This window comes from Pantoea stewartii subsp. stewartii (assembly GCF_008801695.1).
Lineage (GTDB): Bacteria > Pseudomonadota > Gammaproteobacteria > Enterobacterales > Enterobacteriaceae > Pantoea > Pantoea stewartii.
Window position 1 is genome coordinate 1 of the sequence record NZ_VZPF01000078.1, and the last position, 23,701, is coordinate 23,701.

General features: G+C 55.6%; 23 protein-coding genes and 4 pseudogenes. 18 read left to right on the forward strand and 9 right to left on the reverse strand.

The annotated features are described in order from the left end of the window. Positions 1-174, reverse strand: a pseudogene (locus F7Q90_RS19765) (IS630 family transposase); the annotation flags it as partial. A gap of 116 nt (positions 175-290) precedes the next feature. On the opposite strand from F7Q90_RS19765, the gene F7Q90_RS19770 reads away from it, so the two are divergent. Both F7Q90_RS19770 and F7Q90_RS19775 read left to right on the forward strand, forming a co-directional pair. Next, on the forward strand, positions 291-707 hold the full coding sequence (locus F7Q90_RS19770; RefSeq protein WP_277422608.1) for a laccase domain-containing protein: 417 nt from the start codon (positions 291-293) through the stop codon (positions 705-707). 170 nt (positions 708-877) lie between these two features. Next, positions 878-2,899 carry an NADPH-dependent 2,4-dienoyl-CoA reductase gene (locus F7Q90_RS19775; protein WP_006118295.1) on the forward strand — a complete coding sequence of 674 codons (2,022 nt, stop codon included), beginning with the start codon at positions 878-880 and terminating at the stop codon, positions 2,897-2,899. On the opposite strand, the gene rlmG is transcribed toward F7Q90_RS19775, so the two are convergent. Beyond that, positions 2,900-4,018: a 23S rRNA (guanine(1835)-N(2))-methyltransferase RlmG gene (rlmG, locus tag F7Q90_RS19780; protein ID WP_006118296.1), complete on the reverse strand. Its 1,119-nt coding sequence runs from the start codon at positions 4,016-4,018 to the stop codon at positions 2,900-2,902. An 82-nt stretch (positions 4,019-4,100) separates the two neighbouring features. Here rlmG and F7Q90_RS19785 point away from each other — a divergent pair, with 82 nt between their 5' ends. After that, the gene (locus F7Q90_RS19785; RefSeq protein WP_006118297.1) at positions 4,101-4,604 is read left to right on the forward strand and encodes a M48 metallopeptidase family protein; all 504 of its coding nucleotides are present in this window, start codon (positions 4,101-4,103) and stop codon (positions 4,602-4,604) included. Here F7Q90_RS19785 and F7Q90_RS19790 read toward each other — a convergent pair. Continuing rightward, entirely contained in the window at positions 4,601-6,289 is a 1,689-nt protein-coding gene (locus F7Q90_RS19790; RefSeq protein WP_006118298.1) for a chloride channel protein, read from the reverse strand. The two genes, F7Q90_RS19785 and F7Q90_RS19790, sit on opposite strands and share 4 nt — an antisense overlap. A gap of 134 nt (positions 6,290-6,423) precedes the next feature. Here F7Q90_RS19790 and F7Q90_RS19795 point away from each other — a divergent pair, with 134 nt between their 5' ends. From F7Q90_RS19795 to F7Q90_RS19805, 3 genes and pseudogenes are all read left to right on the forward strand, one after another. After that, positions 6,424-7,404, forward strand: coding sequence for a Gfo/Idh/MocA family protein (locus F7Q90_RS19795; RefSeq protein ID WP_006118299.1), 981 nt, complete (start codon positions 6,424-6,426; stop codon positions 7,402-7,404). Between the two features lie 258 nt (positions 7,405-7,662). Further along, positions 7,663-8,021, forward strand: a pseudogene (locus tag F7Q90_RS19800) (hypothetical protein); the annotation flags it as partial. A gap of 171 nt (positions 8,022-8,192) precedes the next feature. Next, positions 8,193-8,774: pseudogene (locus F7Q90_RS19805) on the forward strand (TerC/Alx family metal homeostasis membrane protein); the annotation flags it as partial. Between the two features lie 97 nt (positions 8,775-8,871). Here the strand turns inward: F7Q90_RS19805 and F7Q90_RS19810 are convergent. Genes F7Q90_RS19810 through uxaC form a run of 3 tightly spaced genes read right to left on the reverse strand, consistent with a single transcriptional unit; the run spans position 8,872 to position 13,231 of the window. After that, positions 8,872-10,362 carry a UxaA family hydrolase gene (locus tag F7Q90_RS19810; protein WP_006118300.1) on the reverse strand — a complete coding sequence of 497 codons (1,491 nt, stop codon included), beginning with the start codon at positions 10,360-10,362 and terminating at the stop codon, positions 8,872-8,874. Continuing rightward, the gene (locus F7Q90_RS19815) at positions 10,362-11,813 is read right to left on the reverse strand and encodes a tagaturonate reductase (RefSeq protein ID WP_006118301.1); all 1,452 of its coding nucleotides are present in this window, start codon (positions 11,811-11,813) and stop codon (positions 10,362-10,364) included. The genes F7Q90_RS19810 and F7Q90_RS19815 overlap by 1 nt, the downstream gene beginning before the upstream one ends. Before the next feature lie 2 nt (positions 11,814-11,815). Then, positions 11,816-13,231 (reverse strand): glucuronate isomerase, encoded by a 1,416-nt coding sequence (gene uxaC, locus F7Q90_RS19820; protein ID WP_151161050.1) that lies wholly within the window; start codon positions 13,229-13,231, stop codon positions 11,816-11,818. Positions 13,232-13,629: 398 nt separating this feature from the next. Here uxaC and F7Q90_RS19825 point away from each other — a divergent pair, with 398 nt between their 5' ends. From F7Q90_RS19825 to F7Q90_RS19875, 11 genes are all read left to right on the forward strand, one after another. Next, positions 13,630-14,934, forward strand: a complete 1,305-nt coding sequence (locus F7Q90_RS19825; RefSeq protein ID WP_006118303.1) for an MFS transporter — start codon at positions 13,630-13,632, stop codon at positions 14,932-14,934. Positions 14,935-15,021: 87 nt separating this feature from the next. Then, positions 15,022-15,798, forward strand: a complete 777-nt coding sequence (gene exuR, locus F7Q90_RS19830) for a transcriptional regulator ExuR (protein WP_006118304.1) — start codon at positions 15,022-15,024, stop codon at positions 15,796-15,798. 313 nt (positions 15,799-16,111) lie between these two features. Next, positions 16,112-16,786: a DedA family protein gene (locus tag F7Q90_RS19835; RefSeq protein WP_006118305.1), complete on the forward strand. Its 675-nt coding sequence runs from the start codon at positions 16,112-16,114 to the stop codon at positions 16,784-16,786. Continuing rightward, a complete protein-coding gene (mzrA, locus tag F7Q90_RS19840; protein WP_006118306.1) occupies positions 16,783-17,130 on the forward strand; it encodes an EnvZ/OmpR regulon moderator MzrA in 348 nt (115 codons plus the stop codon). Before F7Q90_RS19835 ends, mzrA begins: the two co-directional genes overlap by 4 nt. A 184-nt stretch (positions 17,131-17,314) precedes the next feature. Beyond that, on the forward strand, positions 17,315-17,689 hold the full coding sequence (locus F7Q90_RS19845) for a DUF1090 domain-containing protein (RefSeq protein WP_006118307.1): 375 nt from the start codon (positions 17,315-17,317) through the stop codon (positions 17,687-17,689). A 35-nt stretch (positions 17,690-17,724) separates the two neighbouring features. Next, on the forward strand, positions 17,725-18,030 hold the full coding sequence (locus F7Q90_RS19850; RefSeq protein ID WP_006118308.1) for a DUF883 family protein: 306 nt from the start codon (positions 17,725-17,727) through the stop codon (positions 18,028-18,030). A gap of 2 nt (positions 18,031-18,032) precedes the next feature. Next, positions 18,033-18,428 carry a phage holin family protein gene (locus F7Q90_RS19855; protein ID WP_006118309.1) on the forward strand — a complete coding sequence of 132 codons (396 nt, stop codon included), beginning with the start codon at positions 18,033-18,035 and terminating at the stop codon, positions 18,426-18,428. Beyond that, positions 18,428-18,712, forward strand: coding sequence for a YqjK-like family protein (locus F7Q90_RS19860; RefSeq protein WP_006118310.1), 285 nt, complete (start codon positions 18,428-18,430; stop codon positions 18,710-18,712). Before F7Q90_RS19855 ends, F7Q90_RS19860 begins: the two co-directional genes overlap by 1 nt. Before the next feature lie 202 nt (positions 18,713-18,914). Continuing rightward, complete coding sequence (locus F7Q90_RS19865) at positions 18,915-19,325, forward strand: DoxX family protein (RefSeq protein WP_006118311.1); 411 nt, start codon at positions 18,915-18,917, stop codon at positions 19,323-19,325. Positions 19,326-19,499: 174 nt separating this feature from the next. After that, positions 19,500-20,123: a cytochrome b/b6 domain-containing protein gene (locus tag F7Q90_RS19870; RefSeq protein WP_006118312.1), complete on the forward strand. Its 624-nt coding sequence runs from the start codon at positions 19,500-19,502 to the stop codon at positions 20,121-20,123. After that, positions 20,096-20,788 (forward strand): VIT1/CCC1 transporter family protein, encoded by a 693-nt coding sequence (locus F7Q90_RS19875; protein WP_006118313.1) that lies wholly within the window; start codon positions 20,096-20,098, stop codon positions 20,786-20,788. The genes F7Q90_RS19870 and F7Q90_RS19875 overlap by 28 nt, the downstream gene beginning before the upstream one ends. Before the next feature lie 26 nt (positions 20,789-20,814). On the opposite strand, the gene F7Q90_RS19880 is transcribed toward F7Q90_RS19875, so the two are convergent. Next, on the reverse strand, positions 20,815-21,735 hold the full coding sequence (locus tag F7Q90_RS19880) for a formyltransferase family protein (RefSeq protein WP_006118314.1): 921 nt from the start codon (positions 21,733-21,735) through the stop codon (positions 20,815-20,817). A gap of 255 nt (positions 21,736-21,990) precedes the next feature. Here F7Q90_RS19880 and F7Q90_RS19885 point away from each other — a divergent pair, with 255 nt between their 5' ends. Further along, entirely contained in the window at positions 21,991-22,965 is a 975-nt protein-coding gene (locus F7Q90_RS19885; RefSeq protein ID WP_006118315.1) for a glutathione S-transferase family protein, read from the forward strand. A gap of 58 nt (positions 22,966-23,023) precedes the next feature. Here the strand turns inward: F7Q90_RS19885 and F7Q90_RS19890 are convergent. After that, positions 23,024-23,584 (reverse strand): annotated as a pseudogene (locus tag F7Q90_RS19890) (threonine/serine transporter TdcC); the annotation flags it as partial. Positions 23,585-23,604: 20 nt separating this feature from the next. Continuing rightward, the coding region (locus tag F7Q90_RS19895) for a transposase domain-containing protein (RefSeq protein ID WP_151160719.1) at positions 23,605-23,701 on the reverse strand (97 nt) is incomplete at its 5' end.

The window sequence follows — 23,701 nt, forward strand, 5'->3', positions numbered from 1 at the left end:
ACCAATCGATGAGCGGGCACAGCAGAGTGTTCTGGCAACATGACTGACGGTGTCACCACGATGCAGCATCAGCATGGCGGTGAGCCGCCGGGCGTGGTTTTTGTCCTTTGTTTTATGGATAGTTTTCTGCATCAGGCGTCGTTCGGTTCTGGGTATTGGTGCTATGATCGACATTGCTCAGTCCGGCTGGTGATTTGGGATATTCAGCGATTGATCAGATCGCATAAACCGGACTGAGTTCCCTCTAAGGGATCTACTATTCCGAGCAGTTATTTAGTCTGCAGGGGGCCCTGGCTGGCGTGCTGTATCGGGCGGTAGCGCATCTTTGCGAACGCGGTGCCACGCCAGCGAGCCTGACGGTGGCGATTGGCCCGGCGCTGGCTCCCTGCTGTTTTGAGCTGGATCGTCAACGTCTGGCAGAGATTGAACAGATGCCCGACATGCCATTGCCCCTGCGCTATTATGCGGCGCAGCCCCACAATCCCGGCGCTCAGCGCCCCCAGGCCGTTGCTACCCGTGGCGGTGTCTGGTTTGATCTACCGTATCTGGCGACGCGAATGCTGATAAAAGCAGGCATTCCGGTAGAAAACATTGACCCTGTCCACCAGTGCACCTATTGCACTACCGAGGCGGGCTCCAGTTACCGTTTCAACACGCATCACGGCAGTGGCTATCGTTCCCGCTATTCCTGGATTCGCCGCCGCTGAGGTTGCGCGCACATCCGCTGGCCTTCCCCTGCATTTCCCCGGCCTGGCCGTTTTATGTGGCGGGTAAGGCCGCTTTTATGATGTTTCTCACAGCCTGATGCCATTTCACTTTTTTTAAACAGAAAAATGGTTAAAGCTAACTCATCCGACCACTTTACCTGTGAGTGATTATGACTGTGCTGCCCTCATCCTACCCGGCGTTGTTTACGCCCCTTGATCTGGGGTTTACTCAGCTCAGAAACCGCTTTTTGATGGGATCTATGCACACCGGTCTGGAAGAGCGTGAAGATGGCGCGGCCAGGCTGGCGGCATTCTATGGCGAACGGGCACGGGAAGGCGTGGCGCTAATCGTGACGGGCGGCGTGTCGCCCAATCCTCAGGGCGTGACCGCCGCACACGGTGCGGTGCTGCACCAGGATTCACAGTGTGACTGGCACCGGCAAATCACCGCCGCCGTGCATCAGCACGGGGGAAAAATCGCGCTGCAGATTTTGCATACTGGCCGTTACAGTTTTCAGCGCGATCTGGTTGCGCCCTCTGCAATACAGGCCCCCATTAACCGTTTTACGCCGCGGGAACTGAGCGACGCCGAGGTTGAGCAGACCATTGCCGACTTCGCGCACTGTGCCCGTCTGGCGCAAAAAGCGGGGTACGACGGCGTAGAAATCATGGGCTCCGAAGGGTACCTGATTAATCAGTTTCTGGTACCGCACACCAACCAGCGTCAGGACCGCTGGGGCGGCGATTTTACCGGGCGCATGCAGTTTGCTTTAGCGGTCACCCGCGCGGTCCGTCAGGCCACCGGCGACCGTTTTATCATTATCTTCCGCTTGTCGATGCTGGACCTAATTGAGCAAGGCAGTACGCTGGACGAAACGCTACGACTGGCAACAGCGCTGGAACGCTGTGGCGTGACGCTGTTTAACACCGGCATTGGCTGGCACGAAGCTCGCATTCCGACCATTGCGACCTGCGTGCCCCGCGCCGCCTTCGCGTGGGTCACGCGCCGCTTGCGCCAACACGTTGCCGTGCCCGTGGTGGCAACGAATCGAATCAACCATCCACAGGTGGCAGAACAGCTTTTGCAGGATGGCTGTGCGGACATGGTTTCCATGGCGCGACCGTTCCTGGCCGATGCCGCGTTTGTCAGCAAGGCGCAACGGGGGGATGACGACAGTATCAACACCTGTATCGCCTGTAATCAGGCCTGTCTGGATCAGATCTTTGCCGGTCACGTCACCGCCTGTCTGGTCAACCCGCGTGCCTGCCACGAATCCCTCATGCCGGTGACACCGGCGCACATGCCCAAACGGCTGGCGGTTGTAGGGGCCGGTCCGGCAGGTATGGCGTTTGCCTTACAGGCGGCTGAACGCGGCCACCAGGTCACCCTTTATGAGGCGGCCGATGAGATCGGCGGACAGTTCAATATCGCCCGACAGATCTCAGGGAAAGAGGAATTCCGCGAAACCCTGCGCTATTTTCGCCATCGTCTGCCGGCGGCGGGCGTGGTAATCAAAACAGGCTGTCGGGTCACCGCTCCCCTGTTGGCAGACGCCGATGAAGTCATCCTGGCGACCGGCATTAAACCGCGTACGCCAGATATCCCCGGTATTGATCATCCCAAAGTCCTGAGCTATCTGGCCGTGCTGGCGGATAAGCGTCCGGTTGGTGCACGCGTGGCGATTATTGGCGCGGGCGGGATCGGGTTTGATACGGCTGAATATCTTTCTGAACCGCCCGCAAACGAAACCACCGGGGATTTTTATCGCGAATGGGGCATCGATCAGAGTCTGACGCAGCGCGGTGGTGTGATTGCGCCCGCGCCACAGCCTTCACCGCGTCAAATCTGGCTGCTTCAGCGCAAGCCCGGCAAGCCCGGTGCCACGCTGGCGAAAACGACCGGCTGGATCCATCGCAGCAGTCTCCAGTCACGGGGAGTTGAAATGTGGGGCGGGATTGAGTATCTGGCGATTGATGATGAAGGGCTGCATATCCGGCGCGACGGTGAGCGCCTGCTCCTGCCGGTCGACAACGTGATTATTTGTGCCGGTCAGGAGCCGCAACGCGAGCTGGAAGCGGCGCTGCGGGCAAACGGTAAACCCGTGCAGGTGATTGGCGGGGCCGACGTCGCGCAGGAGCTGGATGCCCGTCGGGCGATAGCCCAGGCCACCGCGCTGGCGTTAACGCTGTAGTTAACGCATTTTCACTGCACGCAGCACCACAAATTTTGTGTTGGAGGCAACCAGGGTGCAGTTGCCAAAGAGCTTCTTCAGCTTGTGGTGATAATCCAGGTGACGGTTGCCGACAATGCGCAGCTCCCCGCCGTATTGCAGGCAGCGCTTTGCGTCACGGAACATCTGCCAGGCCAGGTGATCGGTCACCGCGTGCTGCTGGTGGAACGGCGGATTACACAAGACCGCATGCAGCGTATCGGAAGGATAACCGCTCAGGACATTATTGACCCGGAACTGACAGCGTGACAGATCGTCCGGGCGGTTGATCTCTACGTTTAACCGGCTGGACGCCACCGCCATGTATGACTCATCAAGAAAATGCACCTCCGCCTCGGGATTTTGTGCCAGCGCCATCAAGCCAATCACGCCGTTGCCACAGCCCAGATCGACAATCTCGCCTTCAATATTTTCCGGCAGGTGCTGCATGAACAAGCGCGCGCCAATATCCAGTGAAGAGCGGGAAAAGACGTTGGCGTGGTTATGGATCTGATAAGGCGTACCGTCCAGCGACCAGACCTGGGTAGGCGATTTTTCGCGCAGCGCAGGCTGGGTGAACTGGCTGTAAATCACGCGCGCTTTTTTGACGGCCAGTGAGGTTTTGGTCTCACCAATGATTTGCTCAAACAATTGCAGAGTGGAGGTATGAATCTCTTTCGCACGCCCCGCCGCCATTATCACGGTCTCTGGCGTGATAACCTGACGCACTGCGCGCAGTTGCTGCTCCAGCAACGCCAGGGTTTTAGGAATTTTGATCAGGACCAGTGCCGGTGCGGCCGGCAACGGTGCCAGGCTGTCAAGGAACTGGACATCGCTGTCGGCCAGCGCATTCAGGCGCAGGTTCTGACGCGTGGCCTGCTGACTCAGCCAGGAGTCACTGATATGCCACAGCGGACGGGTGCTCAGTGCGCAGGTTAACGCCCCAAAGCTGTCGTTAAAGATTAACGCTGGACCAGGCGGCAGGCTTTGCTGCAGGAGATATTCATCAGCGGCATCCCAGGCTTGTAACGGACTTTCGTCACGCATCTGCGGGAAACGGTGCAGGATCAGTGTGCGATCGTTCAGTTCAAGTTGGCTCATGAATTCTCCGGCGTGGTACACTTTGGTTGATTTTCGCCCCAAAAAGGGGGCGCAGTATACTGTCTTTCGCCGGGAATCTCTAATGTCCTCACTGATCTATCTTCAGGGTTATCCTGAGTCCATCCTTGAACAGGTGCAAACGCTCATCGATCGCCAGCGTCTGGGCCCGGTGCTGCAACAGCGCTATCCCGACAGACACGATGTGATGAGTGATAAGGCGCTGTATGACTTTACGCTGGCACTGAAAAACCGCTTCATGCGCAACGCGCCGCCCATCAATAAGGTGATTTGGGATAACAAAATCAAGGTGATGAAGCACGCGCTGGGCCTGCACACGGCCATTTCCCGTGTGCAGGGCGGCAACCTGAAGGCCAAAGCGGAGATTCGTATTTCCACGTTTTTCCGCCAGGCGCCTGAGCCTTTTTTACGCATGATCGTGGTACATGAGCTGGCGCACCTGAAAGAGAAAAATCACGACAAGGCGTTTTATCAGCTGTGCTGCCATATGGAACCGGACTATCACCAGCTCGAATTCGACGCCCGCCTGTGGATGACAGAACAGGCTTTGCAGGGCAATGCGGCTTAGAGAAACTCCTGCGCTTTCTGAATCAGGCTGGTTTTGGTCAGCGCGCCTAAAAAACGGCGCTCCTGGGGATTATTCAGGACAGGCAGACGTTCCAGCGTGACGGCTGCAAAAGCTTCCCATCCTTCCCGCAGACTTTGGTTTTGATAGGCCACCGGGAAATCCTCATCCATCACGCACTGCACCGGCGAGTCCAGATTAATCTCCTGCGCCAGCACCCGGCGGGATATTTCGTGAATGGAAACCACGCCCAGAAACGCGCCCTGCGCATTGATGACGTACACATAGCGCTCACGCTTAAGCGAACTCACCGCCAGTGCTTCCCCAACCGAGGCCTCAGGTTGCAGGGCCGCCCCCGGAATGATCAGTTCGCTGATGCACATATTATCGAAGTCATATTTGGCTTCAGAACGGTTGAAATGGTGCGTCACGACGGGATAGGTACTGGCCATTTGCAGGCGGTAGACCACCATTGTCGCCAGAACGGACGCTATCATCACCGGAAACAGCAGGCTGCTGTTGAGCGTCATTTCCAGCACCATTAACATGGCCATTAACGGCGCCTGACTGACGGCCGCCAGGACGGCCGCCATGCCAACAGCGGCGAACAGCAGAACATTATTCAGGGGAAGATGCAGGGCAACCCCACACAATGCGATGACCATACCCAGCAGCGCCCCGATCAGCAAGGACGGTGTAAACAACCCGCCCACCGCATTGGAGCCTACCGAGAGGCTGGTCGCGAGCGTTTTTAAGACCAGCAACAGCAGTAAACCTGATAACACATAATGCCCTGCCATCACCTTTACAATGACTTCATAGCCGTTCCCCAGGATATCGGTCGAGACCAGCGCCAGCAGGCCCACGGCAAAGCCACCCGCCCCAAGACGTAGCGGTAAGGACCGGACCCGACTGAACAGCGTTTTAGCACGGGCGATCAGGCGAATCAGGAGCAAACCGGCCAGCCCGGACAGTAAGCCAATCAGGACGGTAATCAGCAGGCTGCTGACATCCATCGTGAAACTCACCTCGGCCAGCGGATAAAGCGCATTACGAAAGCCCAGCGCCCACATGGTCATGACCGCAACAGCGGAGGAGACCACCAGCGGAATCAGGCGTTGCAGGGCGGAGATACCAAACGCGATCTCTGCCACGAAAATGGCCGATGCCAGCGGCGCATGGTAGACCGAGGAAAGACCAGCTGCGGCGGCCATGGCGACGACGTCGCTGTTTTTTAACTGCACGCCAGGCGGCAACAGGCGGCCGATCATGCTGCCACAGAGCGCGGCCAGTTGAACCATCGGGCCTTCTTTACCGATTGACGCGCCGCTGCCAATACTGGCAACCAAAGACAGCGCCCGGAAAAGGGAGGTTTTCGTCGGCACGGCGTCAAGGCGGGCATTAATGACTTCGAGATAGTCGGTCTTGACGGTTTGCTGCCGCTCTATCGCGACCGCGTAGCGCAGGAAGAAACCGGCCAGCAGACCGCCCACGCCGACCAGAACGGGCCAGAACAGCATGGGCCAGAGATGGATGGATTCGGTGATGTCGTTGCTGCGGCCAAACAGCAGATAATTGATGAACTCAATCGTTTCGCGGAACAGCAAAGTAACTAACGAGGCGGCACCGCCCACCGGCACGGCAATCAGTAATGTGGTCCAGTTTAACGCGTGTTTGCTTCCTTTCACCTGCGCTCCCCGTCTTGTGCTTAACGTGCGGTATTCGGACATAGTATTGGAATGGCGATCTCAGGATCAACGTCTGATGTTGCCTGCCGGATGCCAGATGCTACTCTGCACTTTTACCTGCGCAGGAGATCACTGTGATTCGCTTTGCCATTGTGGGAACGAACTGGATAACGCGTCAGTTCATCGAGGCGGCACACGAAACCGGCAAGATGAGGCTGTGTGCCGTCTATTCACGTACCCGGGAGCAGGCGGCGGCATTCTGTCATGACTATCCCTGCGACCAGCGCTTTACGTCGCTGGCGGCCATGGCCGCCTGTCCTGACATCGATGCCGTCTATATCGCCAGTCCCAACGCCCTGCATTGTCAGCAGGCCATGCTGTTTATGTCGCAGGGCAAGCACGTCATTTGTGAGAAACCGCTGGCCTCGAATCTGCACGAGGTCGAAGCCATGATCGCCTGCGCCCGCCAGTATCAGGTGGTGCTGTTCGAAGCCTTCAAGACCGCCAGCTTACCCAACTTTATTCAACTCCAACAAGGACTACCTGCGCTTGGCACAGTGCGCAAAGCGCTGCTGAACTATTGTCAGTACTCGTCCCGTTATCCGCGTTACCTGAACGGCGAACATCCCAACACCTTCGATCCTCGCTGGTCCAACGGATCCATCATGGATATCGGCTACTATTGCCTGGCGGTCGCCGTCACGCTGTGGGGCGAGCCCCGGCAGGTGCTTGCCTCGGCCACCCTGCTGGAAAGTGGCGTGGACGGCCACGGCACCGTGAATCTGAATTATGGTGAGTTTGATGTCACGATAGTGCACTCAAAAGTCAGCGACTCGGTACTGGCCAGTGAAATCCAGGGGGAAGCGGGATCGCTGGTGGTGACACGAATTTCTGAGTGTCCATCTGTGACCTTTATTCCGCGTGTCGGGGAGAAACAGGATTGGAGCCAGCCTCAACACATCAATACCCTGCTGTATGAAGCAGAAACCTTTGTACGACTGGTAGAACAGCGCCATGTCAGCCATCCGGCGATGGACATTTCCCGTAGCGTTGCAAAATTACTGACCGAGATCCGACGTCAGACCGGCGTGGTCTTTCCGGCCGACAGTGCCTGAATGTAAATATTTCAAAATATGACGGGCAGACGATTGATTCCTGACGGCCAGCCACGTAATTTATCGGCTTGCAAAGGGGAGTAACTTGTAAGCTGATTGATCGTCACTACGTTGCGTACGCATCCGGTCATCAGGCAACCCAGAATCCATCCTGAGTTGTAAGTGAGACCTTGCCGGAAGGCGAGGTTTGCTTACACAGAATAAGCGGCTGACGTCTTCTGACCTCAGCCGTTTTTTTATTTCAGACAGGATACGATTATGCAAACTGTAGGTACGCCACTCCTCTGGGGCAGTTTTGCGGTTGTAGTACTTATCATGCTGGCGATTGACCTGTTCCTGCAGGGCCGTCGCGGTTCGCAAACCATGTCCTTCAAACAGGCTGCCGTCTGGTCGCTGATTTGGGTCTCCGTCTCGCTCCTGTTCAGTGCGGCGTTCTGGTGGTATCTGGACGGTACCGCCGGGCGTGACGTGGCGACCAGTCAGACGCTGGCTTTCCTGACCGGTTACGTGCTGGAAAAATCGCTGGCGGTAGACAACGTCTTTGTCTGGCTGATGCTGTTCAGCTACTTCTCTGTTCCGGCCAACCTGCAACGCCGCGTCGGCTTTGTTGAATAATAGGTAATCATTCTGTTTTGTCTGCACTGTTTTGGTAGAAAACGCTGATGCCAGACAGAACACCGTCATACGCAAGCATGTAATGCATTGATTTTATGTTATCTGAAACAACCGTTTTCATAGTACCACAGCATAAAATCCATTTATTCAACAAAGCCCGCCGCGTCCTGAACTACGGTGTACTGGGCGCTATCGTTTTGCGCACCATCATGATTTTTGCGGGTAGCTGGCTGGTAACGCAGTTTAGCTGGATCCTCTATGTATTCGGTGCCTTCCTGCTGTTTACCGGTATCAAAATGGCGATGGCGAAAGAGGACGATGCAGCCGTAGGTGACAAACCGATTGTGCGCTGGCTGCGTAAACATCTGCGCATGACCGATACGCTGGACGGGGAAAAATTCTTTACGCGGAAAAACGGCGTGCTGTTTGCGACGCCGCTGCTTTTGGTACTGATCATGGTCGAACTGAGCGATGTCATTTTTGCCGTCGACAGCATTCCGGCCATCTTTGCCGTCACCACCGATCCCTTTATCGTTCTGACCTCAAACCTGTTTGCGATTCTGGGTCTGCGCGCCATGTACTTCCTGCTGTCTAACGTGGCGGAACGTTTCTCAATGCTGAAATATGGTCTGGCTGTCGTGCTGGTCTTTATCGGTATAAAAATGTTGATTGTCGATATCTACCACATTCCGGTAGCGATATCGCTGGGCATCGTCGGAACGATTCTGGCGTCGACGCTGCTGATCAACGCCTAGGTTAACCGTCAGAATGACAAAAAGAAGCTGAATAAGCCGTAACGGCACGGCAAGGAAAAACACGGAACAAGGGCGGCATGGGTGCCGCCCTTGTGATTTACAGCGTCACACCGCTCTTGAAAATCGCGAGCTCACGAAAATCATTTTGTTCGTTACGGGTGCGTTGCCCGTTGGCAATGGCCACAATCGTGTCCACGAAATCCGCCAGCAGCGCCTCCATGCTCATGCCCTCAACCAGCCTTCCGGCATTAAAATCAATCCAGTGCGGTTTCTTTTCAGCCAGCGGCGTATTGGTGGCCAGCTTAACGGTCGGTACGAATCCGCCGTAAGGGGTTCCGCGTCCGGTGCTGAACAGCACCATATGACAGCCTGCGCCCGCCAGGGCACTGGTCGCCACTGCATCATTGCCCGGTGCGCTTAACAGATTAAGGCCGGGTACCGTCAGGCGTTCACCGTACTTCAGTACGTCCACCACCTGACTTTGCCCCGCTTTTTGTGTGCAACCGAGCGATTTCTCTTCCAGCGTAGTGATGCCGCCGGCTTTATTGCCCGGAGACGGATTTTCATAAATAGGTTGATGGTGATCGATAAAGTACTGTTTGAAATCGTTGATCATTGCCACGGTTTTATCGAAGGTCGCGCGGTCGCGACAGCGCCCCATCAGAATGCGCTCGGCACCAAACATTTCGGGGACTTCGGTCAGCACCGTGGTGCCGCCGTTGGCGATCATCTGATCAGAAAAACGCCCCAGCAGCGGATTGGCGGTAATGCCTGAGAAGCCATCAGAGCCGCCACATTCCAGACCAAATTTCAGCTCGCTGAGTTTGCCCGGTGTACGGCGATCGTGACGCATTTTTTCGTACAGTGCGTGCAGGCGTTCCAGCCCGGCTTCTATTTCATCGTCATGCTGCTGGCAGACCATGAACGCAACGCGGTCGCTTTCAAACGCCCCTAATGTTTCACGAAAGGCATCGACCTGATTATTCTCACAGCCCAGGCCAATCACCAGCACCGCGCCCGCGTTTGGATGACGCACCATGTTTTGCAACATGGTGCGGGTGTTCTCATGGTCCTGACCCAACTGTGAACAGCCAAATGTGTGGCTGAAAAGAAACGCCCCGTCGGTTCCGGCCGCGTCCTGGGTTTCTTTCAGGAAACGCTGCAGAATTTGCCGGGCAATTCCGTTAACACAGCCGACGGTCGGTAAGATCCACAGCTCGTTGCGAATGCCTGCCTCACCGTTGGCGCGGCGGTAGAGCTGCACGTCGCGATCGCCAGGTTGAGGCGTTAAGGCTGGCGGCTCTGGCTGGTAGTCGTACTGGTCGAGATCGCTAAGATTGGTACGTGCATTGTGCGAATGCACCCGTTCTCCGGCCCCGATAGCCTGCGTGGCGTGCGCGATGGGCAACCCGTATTTCACGACCGTTTCGCCTTTCTCCAGCGAGCGTAAGGCAAACTTATGCCCCCGCTCCACGGCCTGTCGTAACGTCACGGGGTGATCCGCCAGCGCAATTGACGTCCCGATGTCGATATCCTGCAACGCCACGGCGACATTGTCCTGCGGATGAATTTTTATGGCGTCTTGCATCATGATCTCCGGTGGCTCAGCGCGTCGCGTATTCCATGCGCGAGAATGCGTTGCAGATGGTGGCTGACCGTTTCGGTCAGGCCGGGTAGCTGAGTTAAATCCTGTCCCCAGTGCGATGCCTCACCTAAAACCTGCTGAACCAACGCCGCGGGAGAAAGACGTTGTGCGCTGACGGCAGCCCAGCTCTCTGCATAACGCTGCAACCAGTACGGCTCGTCCTGCAAGGTCCAGCGCTTGTCTGCCTGTTCGCCCCGGTAAAACGCGATCAGGGCGGCAAGCGCAAACGTCAGGTTTGTTGGCCACTGGCCGGTTTGCTGATGGGCAATCAGTAATGGCTGCAGCAAACGTGTGCGAAATTTGGTCATGCCATTAAGAGCGATAGACAGCAGCGCATTGTGGATAAAGGGGTTACGAAAGCGGCGCAGTACCGCGTCGGCGAAGGCGTTAAGCTCATCAGCGGGCAGATCGAGCGTAGGGATGATCTCTTTGCGCAGGAGATCGTCAATATACCCAGCGATCTGTGTATCCTCCATCGCCTCGCCCACGCTCTCCAGGCCCGCCAGAAACGCCACCGGCACCATTGCGGTGTGCGCGCCATTCAGAATGGCCACTTTTTGGGCTTTATACGGGGCGATATCCTCAACCCGGCGCACGTTGGGTGCCAGCGCCGTCAGCCTGAGTTCGTCAAACAGCGCGGCGGGGCCTTGCAGAACGAACTGATAATAGACCTCACCCGCTACCAGGAAGTGATCCTGATAACCCAGTTGTGCCTCAAGCGCAACGCTGTCGGCTGGAAACCCGGTGACGATGCGATCCACCAGCGTGTTATAGAACGCACAGCTTGTCGTTACCCAGCGTGTAAAGGCGTCCGGTAACTGCCATTGTTCGGCATAGCGCAGTACCAGCGCGCGCAGCATATCGCCATTATGATCGACCAACTCGCACGGCACGATAAGCCAGCCTTTGCTTTCGTCACCGGCAACGTGCTGATAACGCGCCCAAAGCAGCTGCGTCAGTTTGCCGGGAAAGCTGGCGGCGGGCGAATCGGTCAGCCGATCCGTTTCGCTAAACGCGATGCCCGCTTCGGTGGTATTCGAGAAAACAAAGCGCATGTCGGGCTGGCGCGCCAGCGCCATAAACGCATCGAACTGCGTGTAAGGCTGGATTTCACGGTTCACACTGCGGATCAGGCGGCTTTCGCTCACCGACTCACCCTGCGCGTTCAGGCCACGAACCAGGGTCGTATAAAGGCCGTCCTGCTGATTCAACGTGTCGCTGACTTCGCGATTGCGCGGCCTGACCACCACCACACCGGCATCCGTTCCCTGATGCTCATTGAGCCAGTCCAGTTGCCAGTCGATAAAAGCACGCAGAAAATTGCCTTCACCAAACTGAATCACGCGATCGTGGTAGACCGCGCCGGGAAAGTCGTGGCGGTTCAGCCGCGTCATCATCAGGCTCCCAGCTCAATGCCAAAATAGTCGCGCGCATTGTTAAAGCAGATGTTTTGCACCATCTGTCCTAACAAGGCTTCATCGGCCGGGGCTTCGCCGTGATCCACCCAACGACCAATCATCTGACACAGCAGACGACGGAAATACTCGTGGCGGGTATACGAGAGGAAGCTTCGGCTGTCGGTTAACATGCCCACGAAACGGCTCAGCAGACCGATTTGGGCCAGCTGCGTCATCTGACGTTGCATGCCATCCAGTTGATCGTTAAACCACCAGGCGGAGCCAAACTGCATTTTCCCGGCCTGGCCTTCTCCCTGGAAGTTGCCGGCCATAGTTGCCAGCACTTCGTTGTCACGCGGATTCAGGCAATAAAGGACCGTTTTAGGCAGCGCATTATTGAGGTTTTGCGCACCCAGCAAACGAGCCAGCGGTTCTGCCACAGGCTGATCGTTAATGGAGTCAAAACCGACGTCCGCGCCTAACAGCTGGAACTGGCGCTGATTGGTATTGCGTAACGCACCAATGTGGTATTGCTGCACCCATCCGCGTCGGGCGTACTCGCCGCCCAGCCAGACCAGCACCGCCGTTTTGAACTGGGCAATCGCCTGTGCATCGGGTTTGGCACCACTGCGACGGTGCGCCAAGATCCTGTCCAGCATCGTTTCATCGGCCTCGGCATAACACACGACATCCAGCGCATGATCGGAAATCTTACAGCCGTGTGCGGCAAAGTGGTCCAGCCGTTTGCTGAGCGCCTGACGCAAATCATCGAAGCGTTGCACGCTGACATCGGTAAGGCTTTCCAGCTTTTCAATCCACGGCAAAAAGGTGTCCGCTTCGATGTTGAACGCTTTATCCGGACGCCAGCTTGGCTGCACCTTAACGTTGAAACTGCCGTCTTCGGCGATCGCACGATGGTGCACCAGATCGTCCAGCGGATCGTCGGTGGTGCCGACCATTTTCACATTCATCTGCTGCATGATACCGCGCGCGGTGAAAGCGTCCTGAGCCAGCAGATCGTTACAGCGCTGCCAGATCTCATCCGCCGTTTTTTCTGACAACAGGACGCCGGTAATCCCGAACGGGCGACGCAGCTCCAGGTGCGTCCAGTGGTAAAGCGGGTTGCCGATGGTGTGCGGTACGGTCCGTGCCCAGGCATTAAATTTCTCGCGATCGCTGGCATCACCGGTGCACAGCGCCTCAGCCACGCCGTTTGCCCGCATCGCGCGCCATTTATAGTGATCCCCTTTCAGCCAGATATCGTAGAGATTGGCAAAACGGTAGTTTTCAGCGATCTGTTGCGGCGGTAAATGGCAGTGATAGTCGTAGACAGGCTGGTCTTTGGCGTAGTCGTGGTAAAGACGACGGGCGAACTCTGTGTCCAGCAAAAAATCCTCGGTCATGAAACGCGACATAAAAAGCTTCCTTATGGGATACACCCTGAATGGCTCAAAGTTATCATACCAATTTTCACTGACTGCCGTTTTTTTACGACTCAGGTCACATTTAAGCGAGATTTTTCCCCCGAAAAGCGACCTTTTTGCCGCCGGCAGCGCGCTAACTGGCTGTGTTCTCATCTGTTTGCAGTATCCCACATGCGATTACGGGTTTTTGTGATGGCTTTCAACTTTTAAAGTTGTATAACAAGTTAGGCTCTCGCTTTACCGCAAGGTAACAAACTTCTGACATAAGGCAAGGCAGATAACGGTCGCTCAGGCAGGGCCGGCGGGCGTGAGCAGAGCTGTATCACGAGATGTCCCGCTCCAGATAACAACAGCGGTTTGACCGCATACACAACTGGAAGAGGTACAGAATGCGTAAGATCAAAGGATTACGCTGGTATATGATTGGCCTGGTGACGCTGGGGACGGTACTGGGTTATCTGACGCGTAACACTATTGCCGTAGCAGCGCCAACCTTACAGATCGAGCTGCACATCACCACCCAGCAATACTCGTACATTGTGGCGGCGTACTCCGCCTGCTATACCGTGATGCAGCCCGTTGCGGGTTATGTGCTCGACCTGCTAGGCACCAAAGTCGGTTATGCGGTCTTTGCCGTACTGTGGGCCACATTCTGCGCCGCGACCGCGCTGGCAGGCAGCTGGGGCGGACTGGCCCTGGCGCGTGGCGCTGTCGGTGCCGCCGAGGCAGCCATGATCCCCGCCGGGCTCAAAGCCAGTAGCGAATGGTTCCCGGCAAAAGAGCGCTCCGTCGCAGTGGGCTACTTCAATGTGGGCTCATCCATTGGTGCCATGGTCGCGCCGCCGCTGGTCGTGTGGGCTATTGTGGCGCACAGCTGGCAAATGGCGTTTATCATCGCAGGCGTACTGAGCATGATTTGGGCGCTGTGCTGGCTGGTGTTCTACAAGCATCCTAAGCAGCAAAACAAGCTGAGCGACGAAGAACGTAACTACATCATTTCAGGTCAGGAGTTGCAGCATCAGACAGGTAACACGACCAAAATGTCGGCACTGCAGATCCTGCGTAACCGCCAGTTCTGGGGCATTGCGCTGCCGCGTTTCCTGGCCGAACCTGCGTGGGGCACCTTTAACGCCTGGATCCCGCTGTTTATGTTTAAGGTTTACGGTTTCAACCTGAAAGAGATCGCGCTGTTTGCCTGGATGCCCATGCTGTTTGCTGACTTTGGCTGTATCCTGGGTGGCTACCTGCCCCCGCTGTTTCAACGCTGGTTTGGCGTAAACCTGATCGTGTCGCGCAAAATGGTTGTCACAATGGGCGCGATATTGATGATAGGCCCGGGCACCATTGGTTTGTTCACCAGCCCGTACGTTGCCATCGCGTTGTTATGTGTTGGCGGCTTTGCCCATCAGGCGCTCTCTGGCACGTTGATTACGCTCTCTTCTGACGTTTTTGGCCGTAATGAAGTGGCCACCGCCAATGGTTTAACCGGTATGGCGGCCTGGACAGCCAGCACGCTGTTTGCGCTGGTGGTTGGCGCGCTGGCAGATACGTTAGGTTTCAGTCCCCTGTTCGCTGCGCTGGCCGTGTTTGATTTGCTGGGCGCCATCGTCATCTGGACCGTCCTGAAAAATCAACCGGTGTCGGAACTGCAGACGCCGCATTCGCCTTCTCAGGCTGCGCCCGTTCGCAGCTAATCTCCCGGGCTGGCCTGCGCCAGCCCTTTTCTTCAGTTACAGCAAAGTGGTATAACAACTTATCTGCTTGTTACTTTGGATCGTGCTATGGACCTCACCGAATCGCGTCGACTTTATCAACAACTGGCCAGCGAATTAAAACGGCGCATTGAAAATGGCGTTTATCAGGTGGGAGACAAGCTGCCCGCAGAACGTCTGATTGCCGAAGAAATGCAGGTCAGTCGCACAGTGGTCCGCGAAGCCATCATCATGCTGGAAGTAGAAGGCTATGTTGAGGTGCGCAAAGGCTCGGGTATTCATGTGATAGCCAGCCAGCAGCAAACCCGTGTGGCTGAGTCCAGCAGTCAGTTGGAGTTCGCCACCTTTGGTCCCTTTGAACTCCTTCAGGCGCGTCAGCTGATTGAAAGTAATGTCGCCGAATTCGCCGCCACGCAGGTAACGCGTCAGGATATTGTCGACCTGATGGCGATTCAGGAGAAAGCCCGTCAGGAGGACCATTTCAGGGACTCAGAATGGGATATGCACTTCCATGTTCGTATTGCGCAGTCCACGCAGAACAGTGCCCTCGCGGCCATTGTCGAAAAAATGTGGCTGCACCGGTTACACAATCCCTACTGGCTCAAACTGCACGAGCATATCGATCAGCGCAGTATTCTCAGCTGGTGTGACGATCACGATCAGATTCTTAAAGCACTCATCCGCAAAGATCCTGCCGCCAGTAAGCTGGCAATGTGGCAACATCTCGAAAATACTAAGCAGATGTTATTTAACGCCACCGCCGACGATTTTGAATTTAATGTCGACCGCTACATGTTCAGCGAAAATCCGGTTGTCTTACCTGATGCCGATACGATTCAGCGCTAATCTGGCCTAAAAACAGTCAGTTAATCTGCAATAGTGTCAGAACATGTAAAACTCCTTTTTACATCGTAATGGAGAGGGTAAAACTCCTGTTCGTTTAGGAGTAGTTCTGTCTCCGAAGCTGGATTTTTGTTACAGTTATCACCCTTTTCTTACCTTTTGCGTTAAGGGCTTATCAAATCGCTGATTTAACAATCAGTTCTGGAAGGATCCAGACATGCATGCTCAGACGGTCACCCCAGAATTTATAACTAACTGTCAGTCTGCGCTTTAGTCCCTGTGGGACATGTTCAACGATGATGTTCGGGAATGATTGATGGAAATTTTGCAAGCGCTGCTGCATGCCTTATGGCAACAGGATTATGAAACGCTTTCTGATCCAACACTGGTGTGGGCGATTTACGGCGTTTTATTCATGATTCTTTTTCTGGAAAACGGTTTACTGCCCGCCGCTTTCCTTCCCGGGGACAGTCTGCTGATTCTGGTTGGCGTGCTTATTGCCAAGGGCACAATGAGCTTCCCGCTGACGATCCTGGTCTTAACAACAGGTGCCAGCCTTGGCTGCTGGGTCAGCTATATTCAGGGCCGATGGCTCGGCAATACGCCCACCGTACAAAACTGGTTATCGCACCTTCCCGCCCGCTATCATCAGCGGGCCCATAATCTGTTTCATCGCCACGGATTATCCGCCTTACTGGTTGGCCGTTTTATCGCCTTTGTCCGCACCTTACTGCCCACGATTGCCGGTCTGTCCGGTTTAAGTAATGCCCGTTTCCAGTTTTTTAACTGGATGAGTGGTTTCCTGTGGGTGGTGATTCTGACCGTTCTGGGCTTCGCGCTGGGTAAAACCCCTATTTTTCGGCGTTATGAAGATGAGCTGATGTTCTTTCTGATGATGCTGCCGCTGGTGTTACTGGTGGTGGGATTAATCGGTTCGCTGGTTGTTCTCTGGCGCAAGCGCCGTGCAAATCAGCGGGGGACCGGCTTATGAAAACATTACAGGCCATACCTAAACACTGGCGGCCCTGGTTGATTGGCGGTGCATTCGCGCTGATTGCGATAAGCCTGGTACCCGGTCTGATGCGCCATGAAAATGTGGTACAGATTCGTGTTTCGCACGCGGGAGCCCCGATGCCGGACGGCTTCTATTTATACCAGCAGTTGAGCGCGCAAGGTATTCGCATCAAAAGCATCACACCCGCAGGTGATGCGCTGGTTATTCATTTCGACAATGAAGAGCAGAGCCTGGCCGCGCAAAAAGTGTTGCGTCGCTTGCTGCCTGAGGGCTTTATCGTCGCGCAACACGATCAATCGCCTCACCTCTCTCTCGCCTGATGCGCGTTTCTTTATACGTTCAGCGTTTATCGACTGCGCGCTGAACGTTTCCCCGTATATCGGTGATCTTTGGACTTTTTCCACCTGATGTCTATGCTTAAACTAAGGCGGGTTTCAACGCACACCGTGAAGCGGTTGCGCCGCGTTGATGTAAATCAGGCAACAATGGAAGGTACTACGCCTAATGAAAAATAAATTACTGCTGGGCATCGTGTTGTTTTCGCTTTCAGGTTCATTGATGGCGGCGGAATCGCTGTGCCAGCAAAAAGAACAGGACATACAGCACGAAATTGAGATGGCGAAGAAGCATAACAATCAGCGCCGGGTAAACGGCCTTGAGCGCGCCCTTACTGAGGTGCGCGCGGGCTGCACGGACAAAAAGCTGAAAGCTTCACATCTGGAAAAAATCAACGCGCAGAAACAGAAAGTGGCTGAGCGTGAACGCGAACTCAAGGAAGAGCGCGATGAAGGTCATGATAAGGACAAGATAACAAAACGCGAACATAAGCTGGAAGAAGCACGCCAGGAGCTTAAGAAGTTACAGGCGGAGCCCTATTAATCGGATTCACTCTACTGATGTTAAAGGAGTATTTTATGTCTAAAGACACATCATCGGAACATTTGCGTGCTGAGCTGAAAAACCTGGCGGATACGCTGGAAGAAGTGCTGAGCAGCGGCACAGAAAAATCGAAAAGTGAACTGGATAAACTGCGTCATAAAGCGCGCGTGGCGCTGGACAGCTCCCGCGAGCGTTTAGGTGAATCCGGCGAGCGCCTGGCAGCCACTACGCGCGAAGCGGCACAAAAAGCAGACGGTTATGTACGTGATAACCCGTGGCATGGTGTCGGTATTGGCGCGGCGATCGGTGTCGCTATCGGTATGCTGATCTCGCGTCGTTAACCATGACCGATTCACAGCAGAACCACGGACCAGCTAAAGGGGTGATCACGATTGGTCAGCGTATCGTTACGACGCTGGTCAGTATGGTCGAAACACGCGTTCGTCTGGCAGTGGCAGAGCTGGAAGAAGAAAAGGCCAATCTGATACAGATGTTGTTGATGCTTGGCCTGACGATGCTTTTTACTGCTTTTGGCCTGATGAGCCTGATGGTGCTGATTATCTGGGCAGTCGATGCGCAGTACCGTCTTATGGCGATAGCCATCACCACCGGCGTACTGTTCCTGCTGGCGTTGATTTTTGGGCTCTGGACACTGCGTAAATCACGCCAGTCGACGCTGCTGCGTCATACGCGTAAAGAGCTGGCCAACGATCGTGATTTGCTTGAGGATAACCGCTAATGAGCCGCCGCGAACGTGAAGCGCGTATAGAAGAGTTGCTTAAACAGGTTCAGCAACAGCGCCTTGATCTCAGCGCGGCGCGGCGTGGCTGGCTCGAAATCACGGCACCTTACGACCGTGGCTGGTTTACCTTTTTGAGCCTTAAACGCTATCTGGCCATTGGCAGCAGCGCGTTAGCGATTTACTCCATCCGCAGTCCCAACCGCCTGTTACGCTGGGCCAAGCGCGGCTTTGGCCTGTGGAGCACCTGGCGCATGGTTAAGTCAACCTTCCCCCCGCGCTGACATCACCAGGCCAGTCCATTGTGACTGGCTTTTTCTTTTGTCAGATTTACTGAATAACATCGACAGTTTATATCGCTTACAACTGTCACGCCTCGCGACTATCATCTCCAGCTATCAGCCCAGCGGTTTGCTATCAGGCGGCCAACGGGAATATTCACTGCGGGCATTCCTGCCTTGCAAACTTATAGCGTTGGAGTAGATGATGAAAAAATTCGAAGACAGTGGTTTGTTGGCCGCCCGTATCCTGATGACCATTCTGTTTATCACCGCAGGCTGGGGCAAAATTACCGGTTATGAAGGTACACAGCACTACATGGAAGCGATGGGCGTCCCCGGCTTCATGTTGCCACTGGTTATCCTGCTGGAGTTTGGCGGCGGTCTGGCGATCATGTTTGGCTTCCTGACCCGTTTCACCGCGCTGTTCACCGCGGGCTTCACGATTCTGACCGCCTTCCTGTTTCACAGTAACTTTGCCGAAGGCGTGAACCAGCTGATGTTTATGAAAAACCTGTCTATCGCTGGCGGTTTCCTGGTGTTGGGTCTGGTTGGACCGGGCGCGTACAGCATTGATCGCCTGATCAGTAAAAAGCCACAGGGTGTTCTGGCGCGCTAATTCACCGCCAGCAATCCCGCTTTAGCTGAACGCACCGGCTGCTTTTTCCGGTGCGTTTTGCTTTTTTGCTGCCTGCCGTCTCGCCGCTTCTCCGGTACCGCGGAGAAACGCTTAAGGTAAGCCTAATCTACGCATGAAAATATAGTGTCCTGTTCTTTTCATTTCAGGATTGCTATGAACATGTCTTACAGGCAGTGGCTCCCTCATCACGATGCGCCTTTTTTTCGACGGCTCCATCTCTTCGTTGCCGTCCACATCCTTTCCCAGATCATCAATTCCGGTTTCACCGAACGTGAAGCGCTGGGCGGGCACAGTCTGGAAACGGTGATCACCTGGTTTCATATCCTGTCTGGCCTGTTACTGATTGTCGCCGGATTCGCTATGCTGATCTGGATGCGCATGCAGCGCGGCTTACACTGGTACTTTTCGTGGCTGACGCTGGATTTCCGCGGTATTCGGGACGATCTCGCCTGTCTGGCGCGCATGAAATTACCCGACGCGCACAGTGGCGGCATCGCTGCCACCGTACAGGGGCTGGGCGTTAGCGCGTTGCTTGTGGTGGCCTGCTCAGGCGCGCTATGGTTTTTACTTAACAGCACATCGTTCGCGTCGCCGGGTCTGACGCATGCAGTGCTGCACTGGCACAGGTTCCTGACCACGTTTGTCGAAATCTATTTCTACAGCCACGGTGCAATGGGCGTGCTGCATATTCTGCTTTCGCACTATGAAAATAAGCGTACCCGTCGGGTCGCTGATCACAGGGATAACGAATGCAACACAGTGAAACGCATAAAATAGAACACGCAGGCTGGCTGCGCGCGGCCGTTCTGGGGGCTAATGACGGGATTGTCTCAACCGCGAGCCTGCTGGCAGGCGTGGTGTCAGCCAGTAGTGCCCCCCACACGGTGTTGCTCGCCGGGCTGGCGGGAATCGTCGGCGGCGCGATGTCGATGGCCACGGGAGAATATGTCTCCGTGTCTTCACAGTCAGATAGCGAACAGGCCTCTCTGCAGCAAGAAAAAGCCGAGCTGGAGGCTGACTTTGCGGCGGAAACCGTTGAACTGACGGCGATTTACCAGGCGCGCGGGCTGTCTGCTGACCTGGCTCATCAGGTAGCAGAGCAACTGATGGCCCATGATGCCCTGGCCGCACATGCCCGGGACGAGCTGGGCATTACCGACTTCAGCAGCGCGAAACCTCTTCAGGCCGCGCTGTTTTCCGCTATCAGCTTTGCCTCCGGCAGCGTGCTGCCGTTTGCTGTCGCCCTGCTCATTACCGGGCCCTTCGCCCTGCCCGCGATTGCATTGTCGGCCCTGCTGGCGCTGGCACTACTGGGTGCCCTGGCAGCTAAAGCGGGCGATGCGCCCGTACGCAAAAGTATCATGCGCATCTGCTTCTGGAGCCTGCTGGCAATGAGCTTTTCGGCGACCGTCGGCTACCTTACGGGTCAGGTACTGGGCTAGCCGCATAAGGCCGTCCACGAGCCCCATCAGGCATTCACGGGCTGGCCCACCACCAGCCCAAGCTGACTGGCCAGAACCCGGCCTGAAACAGATTCACCGTCCGGGCCCTGCCCTTGCAGGATTTCGAGTTGCCCTTGTCCACAGCGAATGATCAGGGGCGATAGTGATACAACCTCACCCGCACGCCCGCTGTTATCGCCGTTCATCACCCGGGTTTGCCAGACGGTAAACCTTTGCGTGCGGGTAAAGCTGAACGCCCCCGGCCAGGGAAAGTCCAGCGCCCGAACCAGATTGTGGATATTGACGGCACTGTCCTGCCAATGTATCTCGCCGTCCTCGGGTTTGCGGCTGCCCCAGCAGCTGGCGGCCCGTTCATCCTGCGGTGTTTCTGTCAGCTCGCCCGCCACCAGCGCCTTAAGCCAGCCCGGCAACATCTTGCCCGTCGTTGCCACTAAGCGCGTATGCAAGGCCAGAGCATTATCTTCCGGCAGAATATCCACCGCCTGCTGCGCCAGTATGGGACCGGCATCTGGCCGTTTAATCATGCGGTGCAGCGTAACGCCTGTACGGGTTTCGCCCTTGATAATGACCCAGTTGAGATGGGCGCGGCCACGGTAGGCTGGCAGCAGCGCGGCATGAACGTTATAGGCGCCTTTTGTTACCGAAGACAGGATGGCCTCGCTCAGGACCTGACGGTAGGAGAAGCAGAACAGGTAGTCCGCGTCGAAACTGGCGATACGGGCCTGCCACTCGGCGGTATTCAACTCCTCGGTGATGAATACCGGAATAGCGTGACGACGCGCCAGCTCAGCAACGGAACCATAAAATGGTGTGGCGTTGCCGGGATCGGCATGGGTAAACAACGCACTGATACTGAATCCGGCATCCAGCAGCGCCTGTAATCCGGTACAGGCCATTTCATGGTATCCAAAGACGACGGCTTTCATTGCACTTTCCTTTTTCTCCGCCTCTCCGCACGGACAGGCTGGTGGAATGAGATGCCTGGGGCAGGCAGAATGTCCGACATCATAAAGGAATCGTTACCGGTTTACGTCATCAACCCTTCTCTCAGTGAGAGGCCGTTGAGACGATGGCACAAAATGTCTGACGCCATGCGCGCACAACGCTGTCGCAGTCGCGCATCACCACCTATGGTTAATCAGACGAGAACATTTCATTGCACGACAGAGAGTGGAGACAAGATGGGCCAGTTAATTGATGGTGTCTGGCATGACACCTGGTATGACACAAAATCAACCGGCGGGCGTTTTAAGCGCTCGGAATCCGCATGGCGCAGTTGGGTCACGCCGGATGGCAGCGCCGGCCCGAGTGGCAACGCCGGGTTTGCGGCAGAGCGCGATCGCTATCATCTTTATGTATCGCTTGCCTGTCCCTGGGCACACCGTACCTTGCTGATGCGTCAGTTAAAAGGGCTGGAGAACATGATCGATGTGTCAGTCGTGCATCCGCTGATGCTGGAAAATGGCTGGACCTTCGATGACAGCTTCCCGGCGGCAACCGGTGACAAGCTGCATCAAAATGAATTTCTTTATCAGCTCTATCTGCACGCGGATAAGGACTACACCGGTCGGGTGACCGTGCCCGTGTTATGGGATAAGCAGCAGAATACCATCGTCAGTAATGAATCTGCCGATATCATTCGCATGTTTAACAGCGCCTTCGACGGCGTGGGCGCACGTGCGGGCGACTATTATCCGCCGGCACTGCGCGACAAGATTGATGACCTCAACGGCTGGATTTACGACACGGTCAATAATGGCGTGTATAAGGCGGGGTTTGCCACGTCACAGGCGGCTTATGATGAAGCGGTTACGGCACTCTTTCAGTCGCTGTCCCGTCTGGAACAGATCCTGGGCCAGCACCGTTATCTGACCGGCGACACGTTGACCGAGGCGGATTTACGTTTATGGACTACGCTGGTGCGCTTCGATCCGGTCTACGTCACCCACTTTAAATGTGACCGTCACCGTATCAGTGACTACCTGAATCTGAGCGGTTTCCTGCGGGATATTTACCAGATGCCTGGCATTGCTGAGACCGTGAATCTGGCCCATATTCGCCATCACTACTACTGCAGCCATAAAACCATCAACCCGCACGGCGTAATCTCTGTCGGCCCGGCGTTCAATTGGGATGAACCTCACGGTCGCGGTTAACAGGATGACGCAGACCTGACATGGGGGACATGTCAGGTCAAAACGGCTGCGCGGCCCGTCAGAAAAACTTATACGCAATATTCAAAATCGTCAGCACGCCAATCGCGCTCACGAAAACGTTGTCAGCACGGCCTTTATATTTCGCCAGCGCCGGAACCCTGCGGATAGCAAACATCGGTAACAGGCACAGCAGCGAGGCGATAATGGGCGCACCCATCGCCTCGATCAGGTCAAGAATATTGGGATTGAGATACGCCACCAGCCAGGTGGACCCCATAATAAAGACCATACTTACGGTGTTCAGCTTACGATGGGACACGGCGTCTTTATCACCGTGGTAGCGGAACTTGATGATTAACCCATTCAGCCCTTCCAGCGTGCCCAGATAGTGGCCAAAGAAGGATTTAAAAATCGCGACCAGGGCGATGACCGACGCGCTGTATTCCAGCACCGTGGAAAAGGTAGACTTTTCACCCGCCATACTGGAGAAGTGATTCGCCAGATAAGACAGCACAGGAATATTTTGTGCCCTGGCATCCGCCATGTCCTGCGGCGACAAGGTAAACAGACAGCTAAAGGCAAAGAACATGACCACTGCCACCATCAGGAGTAAGCGTCGCATTCAGACCGTATTGACGTTCAGGCAGAGGGAAGCTCGACCTTCCATGGCAGCAGATCGCGGACCCGGTTCACCGGCCAGTCCTGTATATGACCGATGACGTAACGCAACCACGTC